This is a genomic window from Pseudoflavonifractor sp. BSD2780061688st1 E11, from assembly GCF_005844125.1.
In the GTDB taxonomy this organism is placed as follows: domain Bacteria; phylum Bacillota; class Clostridia; order Lachnospirales; family Lachnospiraceae; genus Sellimonas; species Sellimonas catena.
This window is the reverse complement of record NZ_SPHM01000015.1, coordinates 1-24,519: the sequence shown is the minus strand read 5'-3', so window position 1 is coordinate 24,519 and position 24,519 is coordinate 1. Positions and strand designations below refer to the sequence as shown.

Here is a 24,519-nt window from a genome sequence, read left to right as displayed (position 1 = left end):
ATGGGAAAACCGACAGGATTTTTAGAATATGCAAGGCAGACCGGGAAAGAACGGCTCCCGAAAGAGCGGATTGTTGATTTCCATGAATTTCACGAACCACTCCCTCCTGCAAGGCAGAAAGAGCAGGGCGCGAGATGCATGGCCTGCGGCGTGCCGTTCTGCCAGTTCGGAGGAAATCTGAACGGGATGGCTTCCGGATGCCCGTTAAATAATCTGGTTCCGGAATTCAATGATCTGGTATTGGTATACCACGAGCAGTACGGGCAGGCCTACAAACGGCTTCAGAAGACGAACTGTTTCCCGGAGTTTACCTCCCGGGTATGTCCGGCACTGTGTGAGGCGGCCTGCACCTGCAATGTGAATACAGATCCGGTGGCGACAAAAGAAAATGAGCGTGCGATTATCGACAGAGCATTTGCCGAAGGCCTTGTTGTGCCGCATCCTCCGAAAATCCGGACCGGAAAAACGGTTGCGGTGATCGGAAGCGGGCCGGCAGGTCTCGCGGCGGCGCTTCTTCTGAACCGGAGAGGCCACAGCGTGACGGTATTTGAACGGCATGACCGGATCGGAGGGCTCCTGATGTACGGAATTCCCAACATGAAGCTGGAAAAATCAGCCATCGAGCGCAGGCGGAAGCTTATGGAGGCGGAAGGCGTTGTCTTCCGGACGAATACCGATGTGGGACGGGATCAGGACGCAAAAGAGATTCTGGCATCCTTTGACCGTGTCATCCTTGCCTGCGGAGCTTCCAGGCCAAGAGACATCGATGCGCCGGGAAGAGATGCCAAAGGCATCCGGTTTGCGGTAGATTTCCTCTCAGAAGTGACAAAGACCCTTCTGGATTCGGATTTCGCGAAGGTACCGTATGAGCTTGCCAAAGATAAAAACGTTGTCATTATCGGGGGAGGGGATACCGGAAACGACTGTGCCGGAACGGCCGTGCGCCTGAGCGCAAAATCGGTGGTACAGCTTGAGATGATGCCAAAACCGCCTGAAAAGCGGAGCGAAAATAATCCGTGGCCGGAGTGGCCGAGGGTTTTGAAAACCGATTACGGACAGCAGGAAGTGATCGCTCTTTCCGGAAACGATCCGAGAATTTATCAGACAACGGTGAAAGAATATATCAAAAACGAGGCCGGGGAAGTATGCGCCATCCGGACAGTCCGGCTGGAACCGAAGAAAAACAAGAAGACCGGGCGGATAGATATGGTTCCGGTCAAGGGAAGCGAACAGACGATCCCGGCGGATCTGGTGCTGATCGCTGCCGGGTTTACCGGGGCGGAGGACTATGTGATGGACGCATTTCAGGTCAAAAAGACCGGCAGGAACACGGTAGAGGATACGGGATTTGCATCCAGTGTTCCGAATGTGTTTACGGCAGGCGATATGAGACGCGGACAGTCTCTCGTTGTCTGGGCAATCCGGGAAGGAAAGGAAGCAGCAAGGGAAGTAGACATTTCCCTGATGGGCTATACCAATCTTTCCTGACAGGAGTGAAGATCATAAAAGAATAGCAGGATATGAAAGAACAAGGGCGTTCTTACCGGAATATGAGCGGTAAGTGCGCCTTTTTTCAGTGCTTTGACAGCAATAGAAAAGACAGGGGTGTGAATTGGATGGAAAAGATAACTGGTGTGACAAAGGATTCGGCCGGTGCGGCTGCGGCATTAAAGGCCATGGAAGAAGGAGCGCACGTAAAAGTAAAGGGTGCGGTCCATTCCGTCAGAAGGATGGGAGAGATTACCTTTCTCATTCTGCGGAGGCGGGACGGCCTGCTGCAGCTTGTCTGTGAAGAAGGAAAAACAAAGGAAGGGTACCGGGAGGTCCGGGAAGGAGATACCCTGAAAGCAGAAGGAACCATTCGGAAAGAAGAACGTTCGCCCGGCGGACTGGAAATTGTGACAGAAGAAGTCACAAAACTTTCCGAGTCGAAGAAGGCTTTCCCGCTTCCGGTATCCAGAAAAAAAATGAATACTTCACTGGAAGCGAAACTCTCCGTGCGGCCGTTATCTCTCAGAAATCTCAGAGAGCGGGCAAAATTTAAGATTCAGGAGGGGATCTGCCGGGCTTTCCGGGAGTATCTTTTTCAGAACGGATTCACGGAAATCCATACGCCAAAAATCGGAGCAAAAGGAGCAGAGGGAGGAGCCAACCTCTTCCGGCTTGACTATTTTCACAAAAAGGCGGTACTGGAGCAAAGTCCCCAGCTGTACAAACAGATGATGGTGGGGGTGTTTGACCGGGTATTTGAAACGGGACCTGTTTTCCGGGCAGAAAAACACAATACAAAACGACATCTCAATGAATATACCAGCCTGGATCTGGAGATGGGCTATATTGATGATTTCACCGATGTGATGGAAGTGGAAACCGGATTTTTGCAGTACATGACCCGCCTTCTGGAGCAGGAGTACCGGCCGTGGCTGGATCTTCTTGGCACCCGGCTTCCGAAGACGGATGAGATCCCGTCTGTCCGATTCGATGAGGCGAAACAGCTTGTTGCGGAAGTTTACCAAAGACCGATGCGGGCACCGTATGATCTGGAACCGGAGGAGGAAGAACTGATCGGCCGTTACTTTAAAGAGACATACGGCGCGGATTTTGTCTTTGTCACCCATTATCCTTCCAGAAAACGCCCGTTCTATGCGATGGATGATCCGGTGGACCCAAAGGTGACATTAAGCTTCGACCTTTTATTTCGAGGACTGGAAGTGACAACCGGAGGCCAGCGGATACATGATTATGATAAGCTGACCGCGAAAATCGGAGAAAAGAAGATGACGACAGAAGGACTGGAAGATTATCTTTCTGCCTTTTTATATGGAATGCCGCCTCACGGCGGGCTTGGAATCGGGCTGGAACGGCTGACCATGCAGCTTCTGGGGGAAGAGAATATCCGGGAGACCTGTCTGTTTCCGAGAGATTTGAAACGGCTGGAGCCGTAGAAAGGAGATGGCAATGAAAAAAATCAGCTGGGATGAAACTATGGAATATCTGGAAATCCTTTCCCAGATCAGTCTCACGGAAGAAGAAAAGCAGGAGACAGCCGGAGAGTTAAAAAAAATCCTTGCCTATATGGAAAAGCTGGAAGAGCTGGATACGGACGGGGTGGAACCCATGTCCCATGTCTTTCCGGTACAGAATGTATTTCGTGAGGATATTGTGGAACGGGAAGATCAGTGGGAAGCACTGCTTGAGAATGCTCCGCAGAAAAAAGAGGGGCAGTATCTGGTGCCGAAGACAGTATAGAGGAGGAATGGTATGGGAGAAGAATATCTGACATGGACGGCCGGGGAGCTTGCCCGAAAGATTCAAAAAGGGGAGATCCGCCCATCGGAGGCTGTGGAAGCTTCCCTGTTACAGATAGAAAGGATGGAACCGCAGATCGGAGCATTCCTGCAGATTGACCGGGAAGGAGCGCTTGCCCGGGCAGAGGAAGTGGAGCAGGGTATCCGATCCGGAAAATATCAGGGGCCATTTGCCGGAGTGCCGGCAGCGGTCAAGGATAATATCTGCACAAAAGGTATGGAAACAACGTGTGCATCCAGGATTTTAAGCGGTTTTTACCCACCCTATGATGCCTGTGCGGTAGAAAAACTCAAAGAGGCAGGCATCATTATTCTCGGGAAGACCAACATGGATGAGTTTGCCATGGGAAGCACGACGGAGACTTCTGCGCGGAAGGTGACAAAAAATCCGTGGAATACCGGACATGTGCCGGGCGGCTCTTCCGGGGGTTCCTGTGCGGCAGTGGCGGCGGATGAATGTTTTATTGCCCTGGGATCGGATACCGGAGGATCCATCCGCCAGCCAAGTTCCTTTTGTGGAGTGACGGGAATCAAACCGACCTACGGGACTGTTTCCCGGTACGGTCTGATCGCATATGCATCCTCGCTGGATCAGATCGGACCTATTGGAAAAGATGTGGCGGACTGTGCACGGATGCTTTCCCTTCTGGCCGGGCAGGACAGAAGAGACAGTACTTCTTTGAAGAGGGAGACTCTGGATTTTGAGGAGGATCTTGCGGGAGATATCCGCGGAATGAAGGTTGGGATTCCGAAAGAATATCTGGACGAAGGAATTGACCCGGAAGTGCGGGATGCTTTGAAGAAGACCATGGAGATCCTGAAAGAACGGGGAGCATCAGTGGAAGAGTTCTCCCTTGGCATGACAGAATATGTCATTCCTTCTTATTATATTATTGCCTCGGCAGAGGCAAGTTCCAATCTGGCCCGGTTCGACGGTGTCAAATATGGATACCGGAGTCCTCATGCGGACTCGCTCCATGAGATGTACAAAATGACCCGTTCGGAAGGATTCGGAACGGAAGTGAAACGGAGAATTTTTCTTGGCTCCTTTGTTTTAAGTTCGGGCTATTATGATGCATATTATCTGAAAGCACTGAAAGCCCGTGCCGTCATCAAGGAGGCATTTGACCGGGCATTTGCCGCTTACGATGTGCTGCTTGGCCCTGCAGCACCTCAGACTGCACCGAAAATCGGAGAAAGCCTTTCGGATCCGCTTCAGATGTATCTGGGAGATCTCTACACAGCGGCAGTCAATCTGGCAGGCCTCCCGGCCATATCCGTACCGTGTACGGTGTCAAAGGCGGGCCTTCCGATCGGAATCCAGCTGATTGGAGACTGCCTGCAGGAGAAGAAGATTATCCGTGCGGCAGCCGCTTTTGAAAAAGAGAGAGGCATATTTCCGAAGGCATATTCTGGAACAAAAAGGGGGAAAATCTGACGATGAGAAAACAGTATGAGACAGTGATTGGTCTGGAAGTGCATATTGAACTTTCCACAAGGACAAAGATTTTCTGCGGCTGTCCGACCGCATTCGGCGGAGAGCCCAATACCCATACCTGTCCGGTGTGCACCGGAATGCCCGGTTCCCTTCCGGTTCTGAACAGGAAGGTCGTGGAGTACGCATTGAAGGCGGGACTTGCCATGAACTGTAAAATCCATACTTTCTGCAAATTTGACCGGAAAAACTATTTTTATCCGGACAATCCTCAGAATTACCAGATTTCCCAGCTGTATCTTCCAATCTGCTATGACGGATATGTGTCGGTTGATACGGCACAGGGAGAAAAAAGAATCCGGATTCATGAGATGCACATGGAAGAAGATGCCGGAAAACTGGTCCACGATCCATGGACGGACAGCTCCCTTGTAGACTATAACCGAAGCGGCGTGCCGCTGATTGAGATTGTATCGGAACCGGATATGCGAAGTGCCCAGGAGGTCATCGCCTATCTGGAACAGCTCCGGATCATGGCTCAGTATCTGGGAATTTCAGACTGCCGGCTGGAAGAAGGCTCCATGCGTGCGGATGTTAACCTGTCCGTTCGGGAAGCGGGGACAGAAAGCTACGGCACCAGGACAGAGATGAAGAACCTGAACTCCTTTAAGGCCATTGCGAGAGCAATTGAAGGGGAGACCATACGGCAGATTGAACTTCTGGAAGAAGGAAAAGAAGTGATTCAGGAAACAAGGCGGTGGGATGACAATAAGGAATGTTCCTTCCCGATGCGCTCCAAAGAGGACGCTAAAGATTACCGGTATTTTCCGGATCCGGATCTTCCTCCGGTCGTGATTGACGATGCATGGATCGGACGGCTTAAAAAGGAACAGCCGGAACTGCGGGAAGAAAAGAAAAAACGGTTTATCCGGGAGTTTTCTCTTTCGGAATACGATGCCCGGATTTTGACAGAGTCCAGAAATATGGCAGATCTGTTTGAAGAGACGGCAAAAATCTGTTCGCAGCCAAAGAAGGCTGCAAACTGGATGACTCAGGACGCCATGAAGCTTCTGAAAGAAGCAGGAAAAAGTCCGGAGGAGATGAAGTTTTCTCCGGACCACCTGGCAGCGTTGATCCTGGTAGAAGAAGAGCAGAAGATCACTCACAAAGGTGCAAAGGAAGTTTTTGAACAGATTTTTGACCACGATGAAGAGCCGCTCGCCTACATTGAGGCGCATCATCTGTCCACTGTGGCAGATACGGACGTGCTGGAGCAGATCATCGAGGAAGTGATCCGTGAGCATCCGGATTCTGTGGCACAGTACCGGGAAGGAAAAGAAAAGGTATTCGGATTTTTTGTCGGGCAGGTCATGAAAAAGATGAAGGGAAACGCGGATCCGGCAGTTACGCGGGAACTTCTGCGTGAGAAACTCAGATAGAGAATTCAGGGAAAATATCTGTCATAGTTCTTGCCCTGAAGTCCTGATGCGGAATATAATAAGAACATCAGGGAATTGAGGCAGTCGAAAGATGGAGGAAATCAATATGGCGAAATATGAAACTTGGGAAATTCTTCAGATGATCGAAGAAGAAGATGTAAAATTCATACGTCTGCAGTTTGTGGACATTTTCGGGACCATCCGGAATATTGCTGTGACGGCGGGCCAGATGGAGAAAGCGCTTGCGGGGAAATGTATGGTGGACGGATACAGCATTGCCGGGATGAAAGAGCTTGGATATGACAGAGTTTATCTGAAACCGGACATTGATACATTTACGATCCTGCCGTGGAGGCCGCAGCAGGGAAAGGTGGCAAGATTCCTCTGTGATCTGATGGATCAGGAAGGGAATGATATTGCGGAGAGTCCAAGATATATTCTCAGACGTGTACTGAAAAAGGCAAAGCAGCAGGGGTACAGTTTTGATCTGGACCCGGAGTGTGAATTTTTCCTTTTCGAGACGGATGAAGAAGGGAACCCTACAACACGGACGAGAGAGAAGGCGGGCTATCTGGATGTGGCGCCTCTTGATCAGGGAGAAAATGCGAGACGAGACATGATTCTGACGCTGGAGGAGATGGGATTTGAGATCGAGTCTTCCCATCATGAGGATGCCCCGGCACAGCACGAGGTGGATTTTAAGCAGGCACAGGGCGTGAAGGTGGCGGATCAGATTGTGACATTCCGCTCCACGGTACGAACGATTGCCCAGAGACACGGCCTGCACGCGACATTTATGCCAAAGCCGAGGACAGACCTTCCGGGCTCCGCATTGTCTTTAAATATTTCCGGATTCCGGGACGGAAAAAACATGTTTGCGGATCCTCAGGCGGAGAACGGATTGAGTCAGGAAGCCTACTCTTTTATTGCCGGACTTCTGTCACATATGAATGGAATGGCTGCAATCGCCAATCCGATTGTCAATTCATATAAGAGACTGAAACCGGGATATCATGCCCCGACCGAGTTGTTCTGGTCCCTCAATGATTACCGTGCCCCGATCCGGGTAGTGAAAGGGAAAGAAGGAGACACGCACATTGAGTGGACGCTGCCGGACGGAGCGGCAAATCCGTATCTTCTGATTGCGATGGTTGTCGCGTCCGGCCTGAACGGGATTCAGGAAAAGATGATTCCACTGAAAGCGGATGAAAAGGCAGGGGCTCTTCCGGGTACCTTGAAGGAATCTTTGACCGCGCTGGAAAAAGATGAATTTTTAAGAAATGTCTGCGGAGAGAGCTACGTCAGAACCTATTTAAAGGAAAAGACAAAAGAATGGGAACTCTACACACAGGAAGTCACTGACTGGGAGCTGAAAGAGTATTTACACAGATTTTAACAGACAGCAGGGGGAAAGAAAATGGGAAGTATTATCATCGCACTTCCGCGGCAGGAAACCGCGAGAAAAATCAAAGAAATACTTCTGCGCCATGGTTTCGGAGATACCATTGTCGTATCAACGGCGGCAGCGGCGCTTCAGGAAATCGGGCGTCTTTCCCACGGAATTGTGATCAGCGGGACGAAGCTTCCGGATATGGATTATACCGATTTGCTGGACTGCCTGCCACGGTATTTTGATCTGCTTCTGCTGGATACGACACAGAATGTCAGTCACAGAAGGCAGCCGGGGCTGGTGGCCGTGACCATGCCGGTGAAAGCATATGAATTTATCGATACGGTCAACATGATGCTCCAGAATCTGGACCGCCAGGTAGTAAAGCGGAAAGATAAGAAGCCAAAACGGACGGAAAAGGAGGAAAACTATATCCGGAATGCCAAGTACGTCCTGATGGAACGGAACCATATGACGGAGGAGGAAGCATTCCGCTACATTCAGAAAAGCAGTATGGATACCGGAAGAAATATGGTAGAGACAGCGCAGATGATACTGACACTGATCTATAATGAGATTTAAAAATGACGAAAAAACGGAAAAAACATAGACAATTATATACAAATGTACTAAAATAAACGTATTGGCATTATGACAAATACGGAGGTAGTAATATGAAAGGAAATGTAATTGTTGGACAGTCAGGAGGCCCGACAGCGGCGATCAATTCAAGTCTGGCTGGTGTTTACCGTACGGCAAAGGACAGAGGGGCAAACAAAGTGTATGGAATGCTTCATGGAATTCAGGGGCTGATGGAGGAGAAATACATTGACCTGTCAGAACATATCACAAACGATCTTGATGCGGAGCTTTTAAAGAGAACTCCGGCTGCATATCTGGGATCCTGCCGGTACAAACTTCCGGAAATTCATGAAAACAGAGAAGTATATGAAAAGATCTTTGAAATTCTGGACAAGCTGGATATTGAAGCATTTATCTATATCGGAGGAAATGACTCCATGGATACGATCAAAAAGCTTTCCGACTACGCGATTGTGATGGGATATCCGACAAGATTTATCGGATGCCCGAAAACAATTGACAATGACCTTGCTCTGACGGATCACACACCAGGATACGGAAGCGCGGCAAAATATATTGGAACATCTGTAAAAGAGATTATCCGTGACAGCTTCTGTCTGGAGTACAGCAAGGGACTTGTCACGATCGTTGAGATCATGGGAAGAAATGCCGGATGGCTTACCGGAGCGGCGGCTCTTGCGAAAGGAGAGGACTGTTCGGGACCGGATCTGATTTATCTTCCGGAGCTGACATTTGATCTTGACAATTTCATGGAAAGAATCAAAGATCTGCTGAAAAAGAAAACTTCTGTTGTTGTAGCGGTTTCCGAAGGAATCCATCTGGAAGATGGAAGATATGTCTGTGAACTTGGAGCAAATGTAGATTTTGTAGATGCGTTTGGACATAAGCAGCTCACTGGAACAGCAGCTTATCTTGCACAGTATGTAGCAAATGAGATCGGATGCAAGACCCGCGCCATCGAATTGAGTACGCTGCAGAGATCCGCGTCTCACTGCGCGTCCAGAGTAGATATTCTGGAAGCGTCTCAGGTAGGCGGTGCTGCAGTAAAGGCGGCGGATGAGGGAGATAACGGAAAGATGGTTGTGCTCAAGAGAATTTCCGATGATCCGTATCAGTGCAGCACAGAAGTAAAAGATGTGCACAAGATTGCAAATGACGAAAAACTTGTGCCGAGAGAATGGGTCAATGAAGACGGTACTTATGTAACAGATGAGTTTGTTGCATATGTTAAACCGCTGATTCAGGGAGATGTATCTCCGGTTATGGTGGATGGTATTCCAAGACATCTGTACAAACCACATCATTAATATTTGAAGAAGGGATCAATGGTGAAGATCGGTGTAACAGGAGCGGACGGATTTCTCGGAAGCAGAATTCTCCGCTTCTATCAGGATAAATTTGATATGACGGGATACCGTCATACGGACATGGACTTTACGGATCCGGAAGAGGCAGAGGCGGTCCTGAAAAAGGACCGCCCTGATATTTTGATCCATACAGCAGCGGTCTCTGATGTGGGCGCATGTGAACAGGATCCGGAACGGTCGGAAAAAGTCAATGTGGACGGAGTCAGAATTCTGGCAAAGATCTGCCGGGAGATCGGGGCGCGGCTGATTTTCTGCAGCTCCGATCAGGTTTATGTGGGAAATGGAGAAAGAGAGCCCCACAGAGAAGAAGAGAGGATCGCTCCACCGACTGTGTACGGCAGGCAGAAGATCCGGGCGGAAGAGCTTGCGCTTAAAGCCCAGCCGGACACGGTGGCACTGCGCTTAAGCTGGATGTTTGCTGTCGACTTCCGGGAGGGACAAGAGCATGGGAATCTGATTTCGACGGTCTGCAAGGCCAGGGAATCAGGAGACCGAATCAGGTATCCGGTCTACGATCTCCGGAGTATCACGGATGTATGGGAAGTAGTTGAAAATCTGGAAATCATGTTTCATGCACCGGCAGGAATCTACAACTTCGGAAGTGAAAACGACAGGAGTACGTATGAAGTAGTGAAAGAGTTTCTGGAAAGTGCCGGAGCGGGATCAGAAAATCTGGAAAAGAATGAGGAAGCCTTCCGGGATCATCCGAGAAATCTGCGGATGAATATCGAAAAAGTGAAAAAACTGGGAGTCCGGTTCCTTACGACAGAAGAAGCATTGAAAAAGGCAGGAACGCGGTGGAAACACGATCCTGCATAAAAAGAAAATCCCCCGTAAAAGAGAGGATGCCGGGTGATCATCGGCTGATCCCCGGCATTTATTATGAAAAAGTTTATTCAAAAAGTATTTACTTGACAGCGTCTTTATCAGTTCTGTTTTGTTTTCTTTTTGATGATTTTAGTATACCTGTTATTCGTGAAAAAAAAGTGTTCTACAAATCAACATTTAAAAAACAAAAAATGAACAAAATATGAACGTAAAGACGGATGTTGTGCAGATTGTACACTTTCTCTTATTTTCTATAGATGAAATGTGGCAGGCCGTCTTTCTGAGGCACGTCCACCTGTCCCTGAATCAGCGGACGGACATAGTTCAGGAACGATTCTGTAACATCGGATCCATCTGCAGTGATCCAGTCGGAAGGAACAACTTTCTCTTCATTGCAGATCTGATTGACATCAGCAGTCCCTGGAACCATCTCGTAGGAATCCCCAGCCTGTCTCTCAAAGGTGATCATAACGCCGGTTTTCCCATCCATGGCACAGTCAACTCCATAAGAACCTGCACAGACTGCTTCTTCCAGATCAGTGCCGGACAGGCAGGAAGAAGAGCAGCGCTGGGAGACATTGAGTTCCACAGAGCGTACTTTAATACCAAGTGTATCTTTTACAAGGTTTTCCAGATATTTTCCGGAACCTGTCAACATTTTGTGACCAAAGGTATCGGTGCCGACTTCGCTTGCGTATTCACAGATAAAGGTGCCTTCGGCATCGTGAATTCCTTCGGAAATACAAACGACAAGGTTTGTAGTCTTCTTCAGGGCATCCTGTACCTGGGAAAGGAAACGGTCTTTGTCAAATGCAGTTTCCGGCAGGTAAATCAGTACCGGATTGTCTCCTTCAAACTTTCTTGCAAGAGCAGAAGCGGCAGTCAGCCACCCCGCATGTCGTCCCATAATCTCTACGATCGTAACGGAAGGCTTGTTGTCATATACTGATGCATCGACAGCGATTTCACGGACTGTGGATGCCACATATTTTGCAGCGCTTCCAAAGCCTGGTGTATGGTCTGTCATGACGAGATCATTGTCGATGGTTTTCGGAATACCGATAAAGCGGATGCTGCTTTCATTTTTGGCTGCATAGCGGGAGAGCTTGCTGACCGTATCCATGGAATCATTTCCGCCGATATAGAAGACGGACTGAATCTCATATTCCGCAAATTTTGCAAACAGCTGCGGATAAACCGGATCGGAGAGATCTTCCGGAAGCTTGTAACGGCAGGAGCCAAGATAAGCACCCGGTGTTGTCTTCAAAAGAGGAAGCGTGCCGTTTTCTTCCAGGGTACGCATGTCCATCATGTTTCCATTTAAAAATCCCTCAATTCCGTTGACCATTCCGTAAATATTGTCAATCTGCGGTGTCTCCAACCCTCTCTTAACGACGCCGTAGAGACTTCCGTTGATAACAGCGGTCGGCCCTCCGGACTGTCCTACCAGTATGTTATGTTTCATATTTCATATCCTCCAGTTTTTTTCTCATTTTGTAATTTAGTATAACGAAAAAGGGAGGAATACTCAATAGATGAGGCGTCAAAAATCCAGACGAAAAACTTATTGACATTTTTCAGAACGGTGTATATAATAACACATAGATAAATATCTATATAAGGAGGGAGAAGATGGATGATAAGAAGATCGCACTAATCTTTAAAGCATTCTGCGACGAAAACCGCATTAAAATTATAAAAATGTTGCGTTCGGGCGAGAAATGTGCCTGCAAGCTGCTGGAAGAAATCAATGTTACGCAGCCAACACTTTCACATCATATGAAAATACTCTGCGATGCTGAAATTGTTGTTGGACGCAAAGAAGGAAAGTGGACCCACTACTCCATTTCAGAGAAAGGTGTGGAACAGGCGAAAGAATGTTTACAGCGTTTGACTACGCTTGAAAGCGAATGTGAAGAGAAGTCGTGTTGTGAAAAGTAAGAGAATCAATGCTTTTCCGCACGGCTTATATTTGAGAGAACAAATAGACATATTTCAATGTGACTATATAAAAGGAGATTTTTATGGAGACATTAAAAGGAGCGTGGGACTTTTTTCAAAATGAAGTCCTCGGTATGAACTGGCTGAATCGACTTATTGAAACAATTTTGAACGCTTGTGGCTTAGATACCACAAGTAAAATCGGGGCCAGTGTTCAATTTTTTATTTACGATACTATAAAAATAATGGTACTGCTTGGCGTGTTAATTTTGATTATTTCGTATATTCAAAGTTATTTTCCACCGGAAAGAACAAAAAAGATACTCGGCAGATTTCATGGGATATGGGCCAATATCATCGCTGCCCTGCTCGGAACAGTAACACCGTTCTGTTCCTGTTCCTCTATTCCACTGTTTATCGGATTTACAAGCGCAGGTTTGCCACTTGGCGTTACATTTTCCTTTTTGATTTCTTCGCCTATGGTTGACCTTGGAAGCCTTGTTTTGTTGATGAGTATTTTTGGTTGGAAAGTCGCTGTTTTTTATGTTATTTTCGGATTGGTGATTGCTGTTGTCGGTGGTACGTTAATCGAAAAGCTGAATCTTGAAAATCAAGTAGAAGAATATATCCGAAACGGTCATTCTATTGATGTTCCGCAAGCAGAATTACATTTTAAAGAGCGAATGAACTATGCTTGGGACCAGGTTGTTTCAACAGCGAAAAAGGTTGCTCCTTATGTTTTGATAGGTGTAGGTATTGGTGCTATTATTCACAACTGGATTCCAGAAGAATTTATTGTCAAGGCACTTGGTGATAACAATCCGTTTGGTGTAATTCTTGCTACGATAGTCGGTATTCCGATGTATGCGGACATTTTCGGTACAATCCCGATTGCAGAGGCGTTGCTGGCAAAGGGAGCTTTGCTTGGCGTCGTCCTTTCCTTTATGATGGCCGTAACGACGCTTTCGCTTCCATCAATGATTATGCTTCGCAAAGCGGTTAAACCGAAACTGCTCGGTATTTTCATTGGAATATGTACGGTTGGCATTATTATCGTGGGTTACTTTTTCAATGCAATACAATATTTAATTATATAATTTAGGAGGTTCGCATCATGGCATTAGAGAATTTTGGCAAGAAAAAAATCGCTTTTATCTGTGTTCACAATTCCTGCCGCAGTCAGATTGCGGAAGCGCTCGGGAAACATTTGGCAGGAGACCGTTTTGAATTTTATTCAGCGGGAACGGAAACAAAACCGCAGATTAATCAGGATGCGGTAAGGATTATGAAGCAGCTATACGGAATCGATATGGAAGAAACACAGTACAGTAAGACGGTTGATAAAATTCCTGCACCTGATATTGCAATATCAATGGGGTGCGATGTCGGCTGCCCTTATATCGGGCGGGACTTCGATGAAGACTGGGGGCTTGCTGATCCAACAGGAAAGGACGATGCATGTTTCATACAGGTAATCGAAGAAATTGCCAGAAGAATAAAAGAGATGTAAGTAATAAATCCTATTAAGCAGATCATGCCTGTCCGGAACTGCTTAATAGGATTTTTAGTTTTGGAAGAAAGTAATCTCCTTTATTTATATGATTTGATAAGAGTAATGATTTCAGATGTTTTAGCGACTCTGCCTGACACGACTAATTTTCCGTCGATCATAAGAGAAGGAGCTGACATAACGCCGAGTTTTACGATATCAATAAGATCCTCCACTTTTTCTACTTCAGCTTCACATCCGGTTTCCTGCACGGCTTTCTGTACATTCTCATAAAGCCGGCTGCATTTTTCACATCCCACGCCTATTACTTTGATATTCATGATAATCTCCAATCTAGTTTTTTAACGTCATTTCCGTTCCAACACATTCCTGCCATGATGAAAAGATTTTTTTGATGATTGCAGGTCCGATTTTTGAAATAAATACAAGCTGTGATTTTTCAAATTCCTCAGAAGGTTTATAATCAATCAGTGCTTCCACGACATCAATCTGTGTCCAGCCTTCTTTTTCAAGTCTGCAAAATCCTTTTACCCGGTATGCATCAGGGGTCAGACTTTGCAAAAAACGATCCAGCTTACTTTTTTCAACGGTACCATTATATTCCAGGAAGATTGACTTTGGCTTGTTTTCCACGGAGTTGGTTGTCTCTTCGGACTCCGCCCACTGATAAATCGTCAGATCTTTCCGGAGAAAGGAATAGTCCATTTGGCCATTCGCGCTGATCAGAATTTCGCATACAGGATTGATGTCTCTGATCTGTTGTGTGACCTTTTGAATCTGTTCTTCATCTGCAAGATCGGTTTTTGTAATAATTGCAAGGTGACAGTGCTTTAACTGCCGGTATGTAGTCTCTTCGTCTTTTACCTGTTCAAGAAAATTTACCGCATCCACGAAACATAACACACCTTTGAAATCATATTCTTTGTCAGAAACGACCCTGGCTGCTTCGAGAATTTCGTTTACATTGGAAGGATCACCCCAGCCGGAGCTTTCCACGAACAGATATTCAAAATCCTGTTTCGACATTTCGGCAAGAGCATTTACAAAGTTTAGCTTCAGACAGGAGCAGAAAATCGAGCCCCGGTTGATTTCGACCATCTGAATATCATCATTTCTGAGAATGGTTCCGTCAATTCCCAGCTTTCCAAATTCATTTTGAATCACACCTATTTTGTGCCCCTTTAACTGTTTCAGCAGTTCCAGAAGTACAGTTGTTTTGCCGGAACCTAAAAAACCGGTCAAAACATATAGTTTTGTGTTTGCAGACATGTTAACAACTCCTTTGACAATTTTTATATTTTGGATCATGTATATTCATCTACCCCGTTTTTTTGATGAATATACATTGAAGAATATCTATATATCGTAGTATATAAAACACATAGAAAAATGTCAATATGTATTGCCGGATATTAAGAGAATGTTTTTTTATAGAGATTTTCCTTGGAAAATCGTTCAAAAACGATTATACTGTAAGCAGTAACTGCAAAAAAAGCAGGAACGGGGGAAGAACATGAAGTATATAACATTTGCAATACCATGCTATAACTCACAGGACTACATGGAGCGCGCGATAGAGTCTGTCCTCAAAGGAGGAAAGGACATCGAGGTCATCATTGTCAATGACGGATCCAAAGACGGAACCGAGGAGATCGCGAGACGGTACGAGCGGGAATACCCGGATATCGTACGAGTGGTCAGTCAGGAGAACGGCGGACATGGAGAAGCGGTCAACAGCGGTCTTCTGCATGCCCAGGGAAAGTATTTTAAGGTAGTGGACAGCGATGACTGGCTGGATGAAGAAGCGCTTCTGAAGATCATGGAGACGTTGCGGAGATTCGAGGAGAACGGCGAAGAAGTGGACATGCTGATTTCCAATTATGTATATGAGAAAGTCGGAGCCTCCCACAAGAAAGTGATTCATTACAGGAACTGCCTTCCTCAGGATCAGGTGTTCGGATGGAATGATCTCGGGCATTTCCGGATAGATCAGTATATTCTGATGCATTCGGTTATTTACAGGACAGAACTTTTGAAGCTTTGTCAGCTGCATCTTCCGAAGCATACGTTTTATGTGGACAATATTTATGTCTATTATCCGCTGCCGCATGTCAGAACGATTTACTATCTGGATGTGAATCTGTATCGCTATTATATCGGGCGGGATGATCAGTCTGTCAATGAGAAAAACATGATCAAGAGGATTGATCAGCAGTTGTATGTCAACCAGTCCATGATTGATATGTACCAGATGAAGATGATCTCGAATAAAAAGCTTCGGAGCTATATGATCAAATATCTGGCGATCATGATGACTGTTTCGTCCATTATCTGTATCCGGTCCAAGAAAGAGGAAAATCTGAAAAAGAAAAAGGAACTGTGGACCTATCTGAAAAGGAAAGATTATAAAACCTATTTCAAAATTCGATATGGAATTTTAGGACAGACCATGAATCTTCCGGGAAGATCAGGAAGAAAGATCTCGTCCATGGGATACTCTGTGATGAGAAGAATCATCGGATTTAATTAAATACGAATAAAAAGACGGCCATGGTGCATACTACTCTTTAAAAGAATGGAAAGGAGCAGTAAGTAACATGGCTGTTGAATTTTCACAGAGCAGAACAAAAGAAAATCTGATGAAAGCATTTGCCGGAGAAAGCCAGGCGAGAAACCGGTATACAATTGCGGCAGAGGAAGCGTGCCGGAAAGGTTTTTTCGCGCTCAAGGAGATCTTTCTTTTTACGGCGGATCAGGAGAGAGCGCATGCGGCCCGGTTTTATGAGCTTCTGAAGACGGAAGCGGGAGAGAACATCCGGATCGAAGGAGGATATCCGGTGGATCAGTCGGAAAGTCTGGTTGAACTTCTGATGATGGCAGCGCATAATGAGCAGGAGGAACATCAGGAGGTGTATCCGGCCTTTGCAAAGACAGCGGAGGAGGAAGGCTTCCCGGAAGCAGCATATGCATTCTCACAGATTGCGGAAGTGGAAAAAATTCACGGGGAGCGTTTTGCAAAGATTGCAGAAATGTTAAAGAAGGAGACTTATTATGAGTCTTCGGGACAGGGAGAATGGATGTGTCTGAACTGCGGCCATATTTTTAAAGGAGAAAAAGTCCCTCCGGTCTGTCCGGTGTGCAGACATGAACGGGGATATTTTATTCCGGCATGCATGGCTCCGTATCTTGGATTTTCAGCATGCAGGTAATACGAGGAAAGGGGAAAGAATGACCAGCCAGAAAATAGAAAATCTTTTAAATCTTGCACTGGACGCGACCGGGACAGAACGGCTTCGATCTGTAAATCTTCAGGTGGGATATAATGAAATGACAAACACGTGGGACGTCATTATTCTGTATTCTGGTACGCTGGAACGTGTGTCGGAGACTGCGGAGTCGGTGACGCCGCTTTTGAAAAATTTTGCTATTGTGCGGATACGGGAGGAAAATATTGAGAAGCTTGCTTCGCTGGAAGAAGTAATCTATATTGAAAAACCAAAAAGACTTTTCTTTGAAGTGGCAGACGGAAGAAGGGTGTCCTGCATCGATGCGGTGCAGACACCCCGTTTTCGTCTGACAGGAAAAGGGGTTTTGATCGGAGTGATTGATTCCGGGATCGAATATGCAAATGCAGACTTCAGACAGGAAGATGGCGCGACGAGAATCCGTTTCCTCTGGGATCAGACCGTGGAAGGGACACCGCCGGAAGGGTACCGGATCGGTTCGGAATTCTCGGCAGAGCAGATCAATGAGGCTCTGCAGCAGCCGAACAGGACGATGCGTCTGCAGAAGGTGCCAAGTGTTGATATCTCCGGTCACGGGACTGCCGTTGCCGGTGTGGCCGCAGGAAATGGAAAAAACAGCGGCGGACGTTACCGGGGAACGGCTCCCGACGCGGAATTAATCATTGTCAAACTGGGGAATCCGGGAGGTGTGGGATTTCCGCGGACAGCGGAGCTGATGCAGGCAGTAGACTATATTGTACAAAAGGCGGAAATGCTTCAAATGCCGGTATCGGTCAACATCAGCTTTGGGAATACATATGGCGCTCATAACGGAACATCACTGCCGGAGCGTTTTCTGGATGCGGCTGCGCAGATCGGCAGGACTTTAATCAGTGTGGGAACAGGAAATGAAGGGGCAGAGGCCGGACATACATCCGGATTTGTAAGAGAAGGAGAAGAAACAAGTGTACCGCTTGGAGTACAGGAACGTCAGGGAGCATTCAGTCTTCAGATCTGGACGGATTACACGGATGTGATCGGCGTGACGATTAAGACGCCGTCAGGAGAACGAGTCGGTCCGATTCGGGAAGTGATGGGTACCCAGCGTTTTCTGACCGGAAAAACGGAGATTCTGCTGTATTACGGGGAGCCGAGCCCCTACAGCGGTCTGAACGAGATTTTTCTGGAATTCCTGCCGGTGGATGATTATGTAAACAGTGGAGAATGGAATATTATTCTCGTGCCGGAGCAGATTGTCACAGGGCGGTTTGAAATGTGGCTTCCTGCCAGCTACACGCTGAATGAAGGGACGGCCTTTTTTTACCCGACCGAAGAGCTTACGCTCACGATCCCTTCGACAGCATCCAGAGTACTGACAGTGGCAGCATATGATGCGGACACCATGTCCTACGCTGATTTTTCAGGACGGGGCCGAAAAAGCCAGAATAATCAGAAACCGGATCTTGCCGCGCCGGGAGTCAATGTCGTTTCTGTACAGGGAGAGGAAGGGTATGCATCTTTTACCGGAACATCCTTTGCGGCTCCGTTTGCATCAGGCGGAGCCGCGCTTTTGATGGAGTGGGGAATTACAGAAAAAAATGATCTGTTTTTATATGGGGAGAAGGCAAAGGCGTTTCTGAGAAGAGGAGCCAGAGAACTTCCGGGATATGATTCGTGGCCGAATAATCAGCTTGGATATGGAGCCTTATGTATCAGGGACAGCATCCCGGAAACAAGAGTTTCGTGATTATAGACAGTTTTTTAACAAATATTTTATATATAGTAGACAAAAAACTCCTTGATAAGAAAAAAATATTATCCATTTTGATACCTGCTGTAGGATTTTGAAACTTATAGGTTATATTTATGACAGATAAAAAAAGAGGAAAAACATCTATAAGACGGCATGTAAAGGAGGAAAACATTATGATGACAATCTTATCAGGAGTTGGGATGCTTTTGCTTACACTGGCAATCTTCTCTCTCTTCAGCATGAAAATGCCGAAAGGGTCTTTGGCCATGAGCGGTATGGCAAATGCAGCAGTAGCAACGTTCCTTGTGGAGGCCATTCATAAGTACATTTCAGGGGATCTCTTTGGTATCTCCTTTTTCAAATCAGTTGGGGAAAATGCAGGCGGATTCGGCGGTGTGGCAGCAGCGATTGCGGTACCGCTCAGCATGGGGACCAATCCGGTACTGGCAATTGCAGCCGGTGTCGTTCTGGGACAGTTCGGTATCCTTCCGGGATTTATTGCGGGCTATATAGTAGGGCTGCTTTCTCAGTTGATTGAAAAATATCTTCCGGAAGGTGTCGATGTCATAGCAGGAGCACTGATCGTAGCACCGATCTCCCTGCTCGTAGCTACAGCGGCAGACCCGCTTGTTAATATGACGCTTGCAAGAATCGGTGGTACTATTACGGCGGCGGCAGAGCAGTCTCCGCTTGTTATGGGATTCCTCCTTGGAGGAATCATGAAGATGATCTGTACATCACCGCTCAGTTCCATGGCACTGACAGCCATGATCGGACTGGACGGACTTGCGATGGGTATCGCGGCAATCGCATGTGTGGGCGGATCATTCACAAACGGTATTGTATTCAAACGTCTGAAGCTTGGTGATAAGAGTAATATCATTGCGGTTATGATGGAACCTCTGACGCAGGCACCGATCATTACGGCAAATCCGATTCCGATTTATTGTTCCAACTTCTTCGGAGGAGGACTTGCAGGTGTATCCGCAGCAGTATTCCATATTATCAATAACGCGCCGGGTACCGCATCCCCGATTCCGGGACTTCTGGCACCGTTCGCGTTTAATGATCCGGTCAAAGTCGTGCTGGCAGTAATCTTCGCAGCGGTTGGCGGATCTTTGGCAGGATATGTAGGAAGCCAGGTTTTCAAGAAGAGTTATGAGAAAAAAGCAGAAGCAAGGCAGAATCTGACTATCGAACCGGCAGCAGAATAAAGCAGATAAAAAGGATCCCTGGGGCATTTTGAGCCAGGGATCCTTTTTGAGTGATCATCGATACACGGTTACACGTTCTCGCAGTAACAAAGCAGTGCATTGAGAAAGTTGCGGATTTTTACATTGCCGTGCCGGTCGGATTTTCCGCGGATATAATCCATTTCACGTCTGACCTGTTCAAAATTATAAAGCGTGTTGGAAAACTCGTTAAACACATCGTTCGAATAATCTTCCAGACCCAGATGGGCAAGATTGACCAGTCCGGTTGAGGCAGCCCGGCGGATTCGCTGCTCTACAGATTTCGGATTTTCGCTGAAACGCGAGAGAAGACTGCCAAGAGTCTGCTGCTCGAGAGTCTCATCCTGATCGTGCAGAAAGGTGATCAATGAAATGATATCCTTGCTGCCCAGCTCGCCGATGATGCCCAGTTTCTGAAGAACACCGGTAAGTCTGCCCTGAAAACTTTCAGACTGTGAAGAGGAGTCTGACGTTTTTCCCCGGGTGGAAAATTCCGCCTCAAAGAGAGTCTGAACCTTTCCGATTTTGCGGTGCATGGAAAGGCTTTTGATGACATTACGGATTACAGCCTCGACCTCGATGGCGTTGATTGGTTTCTGGATAAAAAATTCCACGCCTGCCTCATAGGCTTTGGCTATGAGATCCTTTGAAGCGACCTGGGAAATCATGATGCAGACAGAATCAGGAGAGATATCTCTTACTTTTTCCACAAAACTGATTCCGTCCATATCCGGCATGAGAAGGTCGACAAGGATGATATCAGGATGAAGGGCTTCCACATCTTCCAGAGCGTCGTAGCCGTTGCCGGATGAACCGCAGCATTTGCCGAGCTGTCTGTCAGTCACAAGAATTTTCAGTATGTTTCGTACATTCTTATCATCATCTACAAAATAAAAGTTCATTTTTAACCCTCCAGTGTTTCTTTTGGCAGACGGATGGAAAAACAGGTATTCCCCGGACGGGAGTCTGCATGGATGCGTCCGCCAAGATTTTCTTCCACAATCCCTTTTACGATATTGAGGCCCAGTCCGCGGCTGATTTTCCCGGTCTCATAGTTGATTTTTGTGGAAAACCCCGCGTCAAAGATCTGTGAGAGCGCATCCGGGGGGATTCCCTGTCCATGATCTGTGACCGTACAGAGAATTTCATCTGCTGTTTCTTCTAGTGTAACCTGAATAAAAACCTGATCATTTTTCGAAGCTTCTACCGCATTTGTAAAAAGATTCCGAAAAACAGAAAGCAATTCGTACACATGTCCGGTGCGGAATGAACAGCGCCCTTTCACTTCAAAAGAAAGCGTCTTGTGAGCGGCTGAGGCAATCTGCTCAACCGGGCTGCGCAGAAGGGAAAACAGTTCACCGAATTCCAGGCGGAGAGGGCCATCTTCTGTCTGCAGCGCATCGGAAAGTCCACGCAGGATCAGATAGTATTCTTTCTTGATTTCATGAATATCATTCGCGATAATCAGGGCGTCTTTGGCTGCATCCTTTGTACTTGAATCCGAACGAAGACGCTCAAAGAGCTGATATGCAGAATGCATGGTCGACTCTACCAGGGAGGTGTTTTTCTCCATCCAGATGACTTCCTCCTGAAGGCGGGCTGTCAACAGAGAAAGATTCCGGTAGTAGTCCTGCTGCTCCTTTTTCAGAAGTACCAAATGGTACCTGCGGAACACCGTCATGAAAATCAGAATCAAAGCAGTCCGGAACATAGCGGTCATCAAGATTCCGGATTGCGAAGAAAGGGAAAATGCATTAATATTAAGACGTAGCATCAGTTCCCCGAAATTTGCCGCATAGTCACAGAAAAGCAAAGCGGCGGTGTCCATCAGGACCGAGGATTTTCGGATTTTCACGATATAGACAGTCAGAAGGACACCATAAAAAAGATAAAAAAACAGTTCCGGGACTGCCAAAGAAAAGGAAATATTGAAAGATGATTCCCTGAAGCTGCCCAGAAAAGCCCGTGAAAACAGTACAAGGACGCCTGAAAGAGCAGACACCGGGAGAACCGGAAAATCCGGGGCAAGCATGGCAAAGGATGCCAGAAAGACGATTCCCAGTGAAACGCTGAATTCAGGAGAAAAAATATTGATGTAAAACTGTGCTGCCGCCACCGTGATCAGGCTGTAAAACAAGGTGTGCAGAAAAAGATCAAAATATTTCGGAGATTTCATTGATGCTTTTCCTCCGTTTCGTTATTCTGTCATAATTGACAGGATCAATGATTGGCATGAAAATATTCTATCATAAAAAGGGAGAAAAGAACATGGTAAAACGGGAAGATTTGTATGGAATCGCATATTATAAAAAAGCTGTGTATTACGGAAGCACCAAACCGGATCTTCGATTCCGGATCGCCTGGAACAAAAAGGACGATACACTGGAGGCGGCGGTATGGAAGGAGCCGTACTGTTATGATGTGACGCCGGAAGAAGAGATCGAAAGAAAAGTGTTTTCCGCAGATGACGAAGGACTGTGTCAGATTACAGACTGGATCAACGAAAAAGCAAACTAAAGGCTTTACTTTTCGGAAAGCTGTGATATAGTAAAAAAGATGTGAAATGAGCGTAAAGGAAGTTTGAAAGATGGAAGAGAAAACAGGAGTAATCCACGGCAGGTTTCAATGCCTGCATCTGAAACATATGGAGTATCTGCTTGCGGCAAAAAAGCAGTGCGACAGACTGATTATCGGAATATCCAATCCGGATGCAGGTTTTATCAGAACCAATATTCACGATACAAACCGTTCCAGACCGGAGAATAATCCGTTTACGTATTTTGAACGGTACGAAATGATTCGTGAGGCAATGCTGGAGTTTCACGTTCCGCGGGAAGAGTTTGAGATTGTTCCGTTCCCGATCAATACGCCGGAGCTGATTTTCCAGTATGCGCCGAAAGATGCAGTGTACTATATGAGTATCTGCGACGGATGGGGCGAGGACAAGTACCGGACACTGACCGGACTGGGACTTCAGGTGGAAGTTCTATGGAACCGCCCGCTTGAAGAAAAAGGAACGACCGGAACGGAAGTGAGGCATCTTATTATTGAAGGAAAGCCATGGGCACATCTGGTTCCAAAGAGTGTGTACCGGTATATTACGGAACATCATCTGGATGAACGGATCATCCGCCTGGCCAGGGAAGCGGAAGAAAAACAGAATAAAACGAAATAGTACAAGCCGGACGGGCAATGCAGAGAATGCATTCCTTCCGGCTTGTTGCAGTTTACGGACAAAACTGTCCGTGATTACGTGATGAATTTTCTAATCCTGACAGATCACGGTTCCGGTGCGGCCTTTCAGAGCATCGCGGAGAGATTCCTGGCAGGTGATAAAGGCACGGCGTCCTTCTCCCTTCTCGATGAAAGAGACAGAAGCACGGAATTTCGGAAGCATATTGTAGATGCCGAAATGTCCCTCTTCCATATACTGTTTTGCCTGGGAAACCGTAATTTCTCCAAGCTGTTCTTCCTGGTCAGTTCCCCGGTTGATAAATACCTTTTCCACGCTCGTCAGAATGATCAGAGCATCGGCACCGAGTTCTTCCGCAAGCTTTCCGGCAGTCAGGTCCTTCTCAATTACGGCACTTGCACCTTTCAGATGATGATCCTGTTCCAGAACCGGAATACCGCCGCCGCCGCAGGCAATAACTACCTGATCTGCGTCGGAGAGGGTGCGGATCGCATCCATCTCTACAATCTTTACCGGATTCGGGGCAGATACGACACGGCGGAAACCTTTTCCTGGCTCCTCCACAACGTAATTGCCTTTTTTACGCTCAATGGCGGCATCTTCCGCGGACATGTAACGTCCGAGTACCTTGGTAGGAGTATAGAACGCCTCATCGTACGGGTCTACCGTTACCTGAGTCAGTACTGTGCTGACCGTGCGGTAGATTCCACGTGTCAGAAGTTCCTCGCGGATGGCATTTTGAAGGTCAAAACCGATATATCCCTGTGTCATTGCAGAGCAGACTGACATCGGGGCCGGTGTATAGTCCGGATGATTCTTGCCGAATTCGTTCATGGCAGTGTGGATCATGCCAAGCTGAGGGGCATTGCTGTGTGTGATGACAACCTGATAGCCGTCCTGTACAAGATCCGCGACGGACTTTGCCGTTTGCTTGACCGCAACCTGCTGCTCCGGCAGAGTCGTTCCCAGTGCCCGGTGTCCCAATGCTACAACCACTTTCTTTTTCATACGCATTACCTCTATTTCTCTATGATGTTTCGTGTCTGTGATACAGAAATTATATAATTTTTCCATGGAAATTGCAACCTTCAAAGGGGCCGCAGACCTTGATTTTACAGGGAAAAAGAAATAGTTAGAAAATTGTATGAAATACCATATATAGTGGAATAATAGAAAAATCACAAGATATGGTAGAAAAAACGGCTGCACTCTGCTATAACCCGACTTTGCCACTTTATAAAAAGTAAATCTTCCAAAAACATCGTATTTATCAATGTTTTTGGAAGATTGATTCAA

At 46.9% G+C, this 24,519-nt stretch carries 24 protein-coding genes; 18 read left to right on the top strand and 6 right to left on the bottom strand.

Going from position 1 to position 24,519, the window contains the following annotated elements:
• The 9 genes from FGQ85_RS08600 (at window position 1) to FGQ85_RS08560 (ending at window position 10,361) form a co-directional block, all read left to right on the top strand.
• The gene (locus tag FGQ85_RS08600) at window positions 1-1,488 is read left to right on the top strand and encodes a glutamate synthase subunit beta (RefSeq protein WP_138373231.1); all 1,488 of its coding nucleotides are present in this window, start codon (window positions 1-3) and stop codon (window positions 1,486-1,488) included.
• 128 nt (window positions 1,489-1,616) lie between these two features.
• Window positions 1,617-2,945, top strand: coding sequence for an aspartate--tRNA(Asn) ligase (aspS, locus tag FGQ85_RS08595; RefSeq protein WP_138373230.1), 1,329 nt, complete (start codon window positions 1,617-1,619; stop codon window positions 2,943-2,945).
• Between the two features lie 13 nt (window positions 2,946-2,958).
• Window positions 2,959-3,249 carry an Asp-tRNA(Asn)/Glu-tRNA(Gln) amidotransferase subunit GatC gene (gatC, locus tag FGQ85_RS08590; RefSeq protein ID WP_087168136.1) on the top strand — a complete coding sequence of 97 codons (291 nt, stop codon included), beginning with the start codon at window positions 2,959-2,961 and terminating at the stop codon, window positions 3,247-3,249.
• Between the two features lie 12 nt (window positions 3,250-3,261).
• On the top strand, window positions 3,262-4,746 hold the full coding sequence (gene gatA, locus FGQ85_RS08585) for an Asp-tRNA(Asn)/Glu-tRNA(Gln) amidotransferase subunit GatA (protein ID WP_087168135.1): 1,485 nt from the start codon (window positions 3,262-3,264) through the stop codon (window positions 4,744-4,746).
• A 2-nt stretch (window positions 4,747-4,748) separates the two neighbouring features.
• A complete protein-coding gene (gene gatB, locus FGQ85_RS08580; protein WP_138373229.1) occupies window positions 4,749-6,182 on the top strand; it encodes an Asp-tRNA(Asn)/Glu-tRNA(Gln) amidotransferase subunit GatB in 1,434 nt (477 codons plus the stop codon).
• A 106-nt stretch (window positions 6,183-6,288) separates the two neighbouring features.
• Window positions 6,289-7,578 (top strand): glutamine synthetase family protein, encoded by a 1,290-nt coding sequence (locus tag FGQ85_RS08575; protein ID WP_138373228.1) that lies wholly within the window; start codon window positions 6,289-6,291, stop codon window positions 7,576-7,578.
• A gap of 21 nt (window positions 7,579-7,599) precedes the next feature.
• Window positions 7,600-8,154, top strand: coding sequence for an ANTAR domain-containing protein (locus FGQ85_RS08570; RefSeq protein WP_087168132.1), 555 nt, complete (start codon window positions 7,600-7,602; stop codon window positions 8,152-8,154).
• A gap of 92 nt (window positions 8,155-8,246) precedes the next feature.
• Window positions 8,247-9,482, top strand: coding sequence for a 6-phosphofructokinase (locus FGQ85_RS08565; RefSeq protein WP_087168131.1), 1,236 nt, complete (start codon window positions 8,247-8,249; stop codon window positions 9,480-9,482).
• Window positions 9,483-9,500: 18 nt separating this feature from the next.
• Window positions 9,501-10,361, top strand: coding sequence for a sugar nucleotide-binding protein (locus FGQ85_RS08560; protein WP_138373227.1), 861 nt, complete (start codon window positions 9,501-9,503; stop codon window positions 10,359-10,361).
• Window positions 10,362-10,614: 253 nt separating this feature from the next.
• Here the strand turns inward: FGQ85_RS08560 and FGQ85_RS08555 are convergent, their stop codons facing one another.
• Window positions 10,615-11,835, bottom strand: coding sequence for a 6-phosphofructokinase (locus FGQ85_RS08555; RefSeq protein WP_138373226.1), 1,221 nt, complete (start codon window positions 11,833-11,835; stop codon window positions 10,615-10,617).
• 167 nt (window positions 11,836-12,002) lie between these two features.
• Between FGQ85_RS08555 and FGQ85_RS08550 the strand changes: the two genes are divergently transcribed.
• The 3 genes from FGQ85_RS08550 to FGQ85_RS08540 all read left to right on the top strand — a co-directional run bounded on the left by FGQ85_RS08550 (window position 12,003) and on the right by FGQ85_RS08540 (window position 13,821).
• The gene (locus FGQ85_RS08550) at window positions 12,003-12,311 is read left to right on the top strand and encodes a metalloregulator ArsR/SmtB family transcription factor (protein ID WP_087168128.1); all 309 of its coding nucleotides are present in this window, start codon (window positions 12,003-12,005) and stop codon (window positions 12,309-12,311) included.
• Window positions 12,312-12,394: 83 nt separating this feature from the next.
• Complete coding sequence (locus tag FGQ85_RS08545) at window positions 12,395-13,408, top strand: permease (RefSeq protein ID WP_138373225.1); 1,014 nt, start codon at window positions 12,395-12,397, stop codon at window positions 13,406-13,408.
• Between the two features lie 17 nt (window positions 13,409-13,425).
• The gene (locus FGQ85_RS08540; protein ID WP_118636423.1) at window positions 13,426-13,821 is read left to right on the top strand and encodes an arsenate reductase ArsC; all 396 of its coding nucleotides are present in this window, start codon (window positions 13,426-13,428) and stop codon (window positions 13,819-13,821) included.
• Between the two features lie 80 nt (window positions 13,822-13,901).
• Here the strand turns inward: FGQ85_RS08540 and FGQ85_RS08535 are convergent, their stop codons facing one another.
• Both FGQ85_RS08535 and FGQ85_RS08530 read right to left on the bottom strand, forming a co-directional pair.
• Window positions 13,902-14,141: a thioredoxin family protein gene (locus FGQ85_RS08535; protein ID WP_087168125.1), complete on the bottom strand. Its 240-nt coding sequence runs from the start codon at window positions 14,139-14,141 to the stop codon at window positions 13,902-13,904.
• Between the two features lie 13 nt (window positions 14,142-14,154).
• Entirely contained in the window at window positions 14,155-15,090 is a 936-nt protein-coding gene (locus tag FGQ85_RS08530; RefSeq protein ID WP_138373224.1) for a GTP-binding protein, read from the bottom strand.
• Window positions 15,091-15,334: 244 nt separating this feature from the next.
• On the opposite strand from FGQ85_RS08530, the gene FGQ85_RS08525 reads away from it, so the two are divergent.
• The 4 genes from FGQ85_RS08525 (at window position 15,335) to FGQ85_RS08510 (ending at window position 20,012) form a co-directional block, all read left to right on the top strand.
• On the top strand, window positions 15,335-16,351 hold the full coding sequence (locus tag FGQ85_RS08525) for a glycosyltransferase family 2 protein (protein ID WP_138373223.1): 1,017 nt from the start codon (window positions 15,335-15,337) through the stop codon (window positions 16,349-16,351).
• Between the two features lie 67 nt (window positions 16,352-16,418).
• The gene (rbr, locus tag FGQ85_RS08520) at window positions 16,419-17,030 is read left to right on the top strand and encodes a rubrerythrin (RefSeq protein WP_138373222.1); all 612 of its coding nucleotides are present in this window, start codon (window positions 16,419-16,421) and stop codon (window positions 17,028-17,030) included.
• 19 nt (window positions 17,031-17,049) lie between these two features.
• Window positions 17,050-18,792: a S8 family peptidase gene (locus FGQ85_RS08515; RefSeq protein ID WP_138373221.1), complete on the top strand. Its 1,743-nt coding sequence runs from the start codon at window positions 17,050-17,052 to the stop codon at window positions 18,790-18,792.
• Window positions 18,793-18,974: 182 nt separating this feature from the next.
• Complete coding sequence (locus tag FGQ85_RS08510) at window positions 18,975-20,012, top strand: PTS sugar transporter subunit IIC (RefSeq protein WP_243128523.1); 1,038 nt, start codon at window positions 18,975-18,977, stop codon at window positions 20,010-20,012.
• A 68-nt stretch (window positions 20,013-20,080) separates the two neighbouring features.
• On the opposite strand, the gene FGQ85_RS08505 is transcribed toward FGQ85_RS08510, so the two are convergent.
• Both FGQ85_RS08505 and FGQ85_RS08500 read right to left on the bottom strand, forming a co-directional pair.
• A complete protein-coding gene (locus FGQ85_RS08505) occupies window positions 20,081-20,932 on the bottom strand; it encodes a response regulator (protein ID WP_087168120.1) in 852 nt (283 codons plus the stop codon).
• Between the two features lie 2 nt (window positions 20,933-20,934).
• Window positions 20,935-22,206: a sensor histidine kinase gene (locus FGQ85_RS08500; protein ID WP_138373219.1), complete on the bottom strand. Its 1,272-nt coding sequence runs from the start codon at window positions 22,204-22,206 to the stop codon at window positions 20,935-20,937.
• Between the two features lie 92 nt (window positions 22,207-22,298).
• On the opposite strand from FGQ85_RS08500, the gene FGQ85_RS08495 reads away from it, so the two are divergent.
• Together FGQ85_RS08495 and FGQ85_RS08490 are read left to right on the top strand one after the other, a co-directional pair.
• A complete protein-coding gene (locus tag FGQ85_RS08495) occupies window positions 22,299-22,547 on the top strand; it encodes a hypothetical protein (protein WP_087168118.1) in 249 nt (82 codons plus the stop codon).
• 70 nt (window positions 22,548-22,617) lie between these two features.
• Window positions 22,618-23,205 carry an adenylyltransferase/cytidyltransferase family protein gene (locus FGQ85_RS08490; protein WP_138373218.1) on the top strand — a complete coding sequence of 196 codons (588 nt, stop codon included), beginning with the start codon at window positions 22,618-22,620 and terminating at the stop codon, window positions 23,203-23,205.
• A 90-nt stretch (window positions 23,206-23,295) separates the two neighbouring features.
• Here the strand turns inward: FGQ85_RS08490 and arcC are convergent, their stop codons facing one another.
• Window positions 23,296-24,231, bottom strand: coding sequence for a carbamate kinase (arcC, locus tag FGQ85_RS08485; RefSeq protein WP_087252443.1), 936 nt, complete (start codon window positions 24,229-24,231; stop codon window positions 23,296-23,298).
• Window positions 24,232-24,519 lie beyond the last annotated feature (288 nt).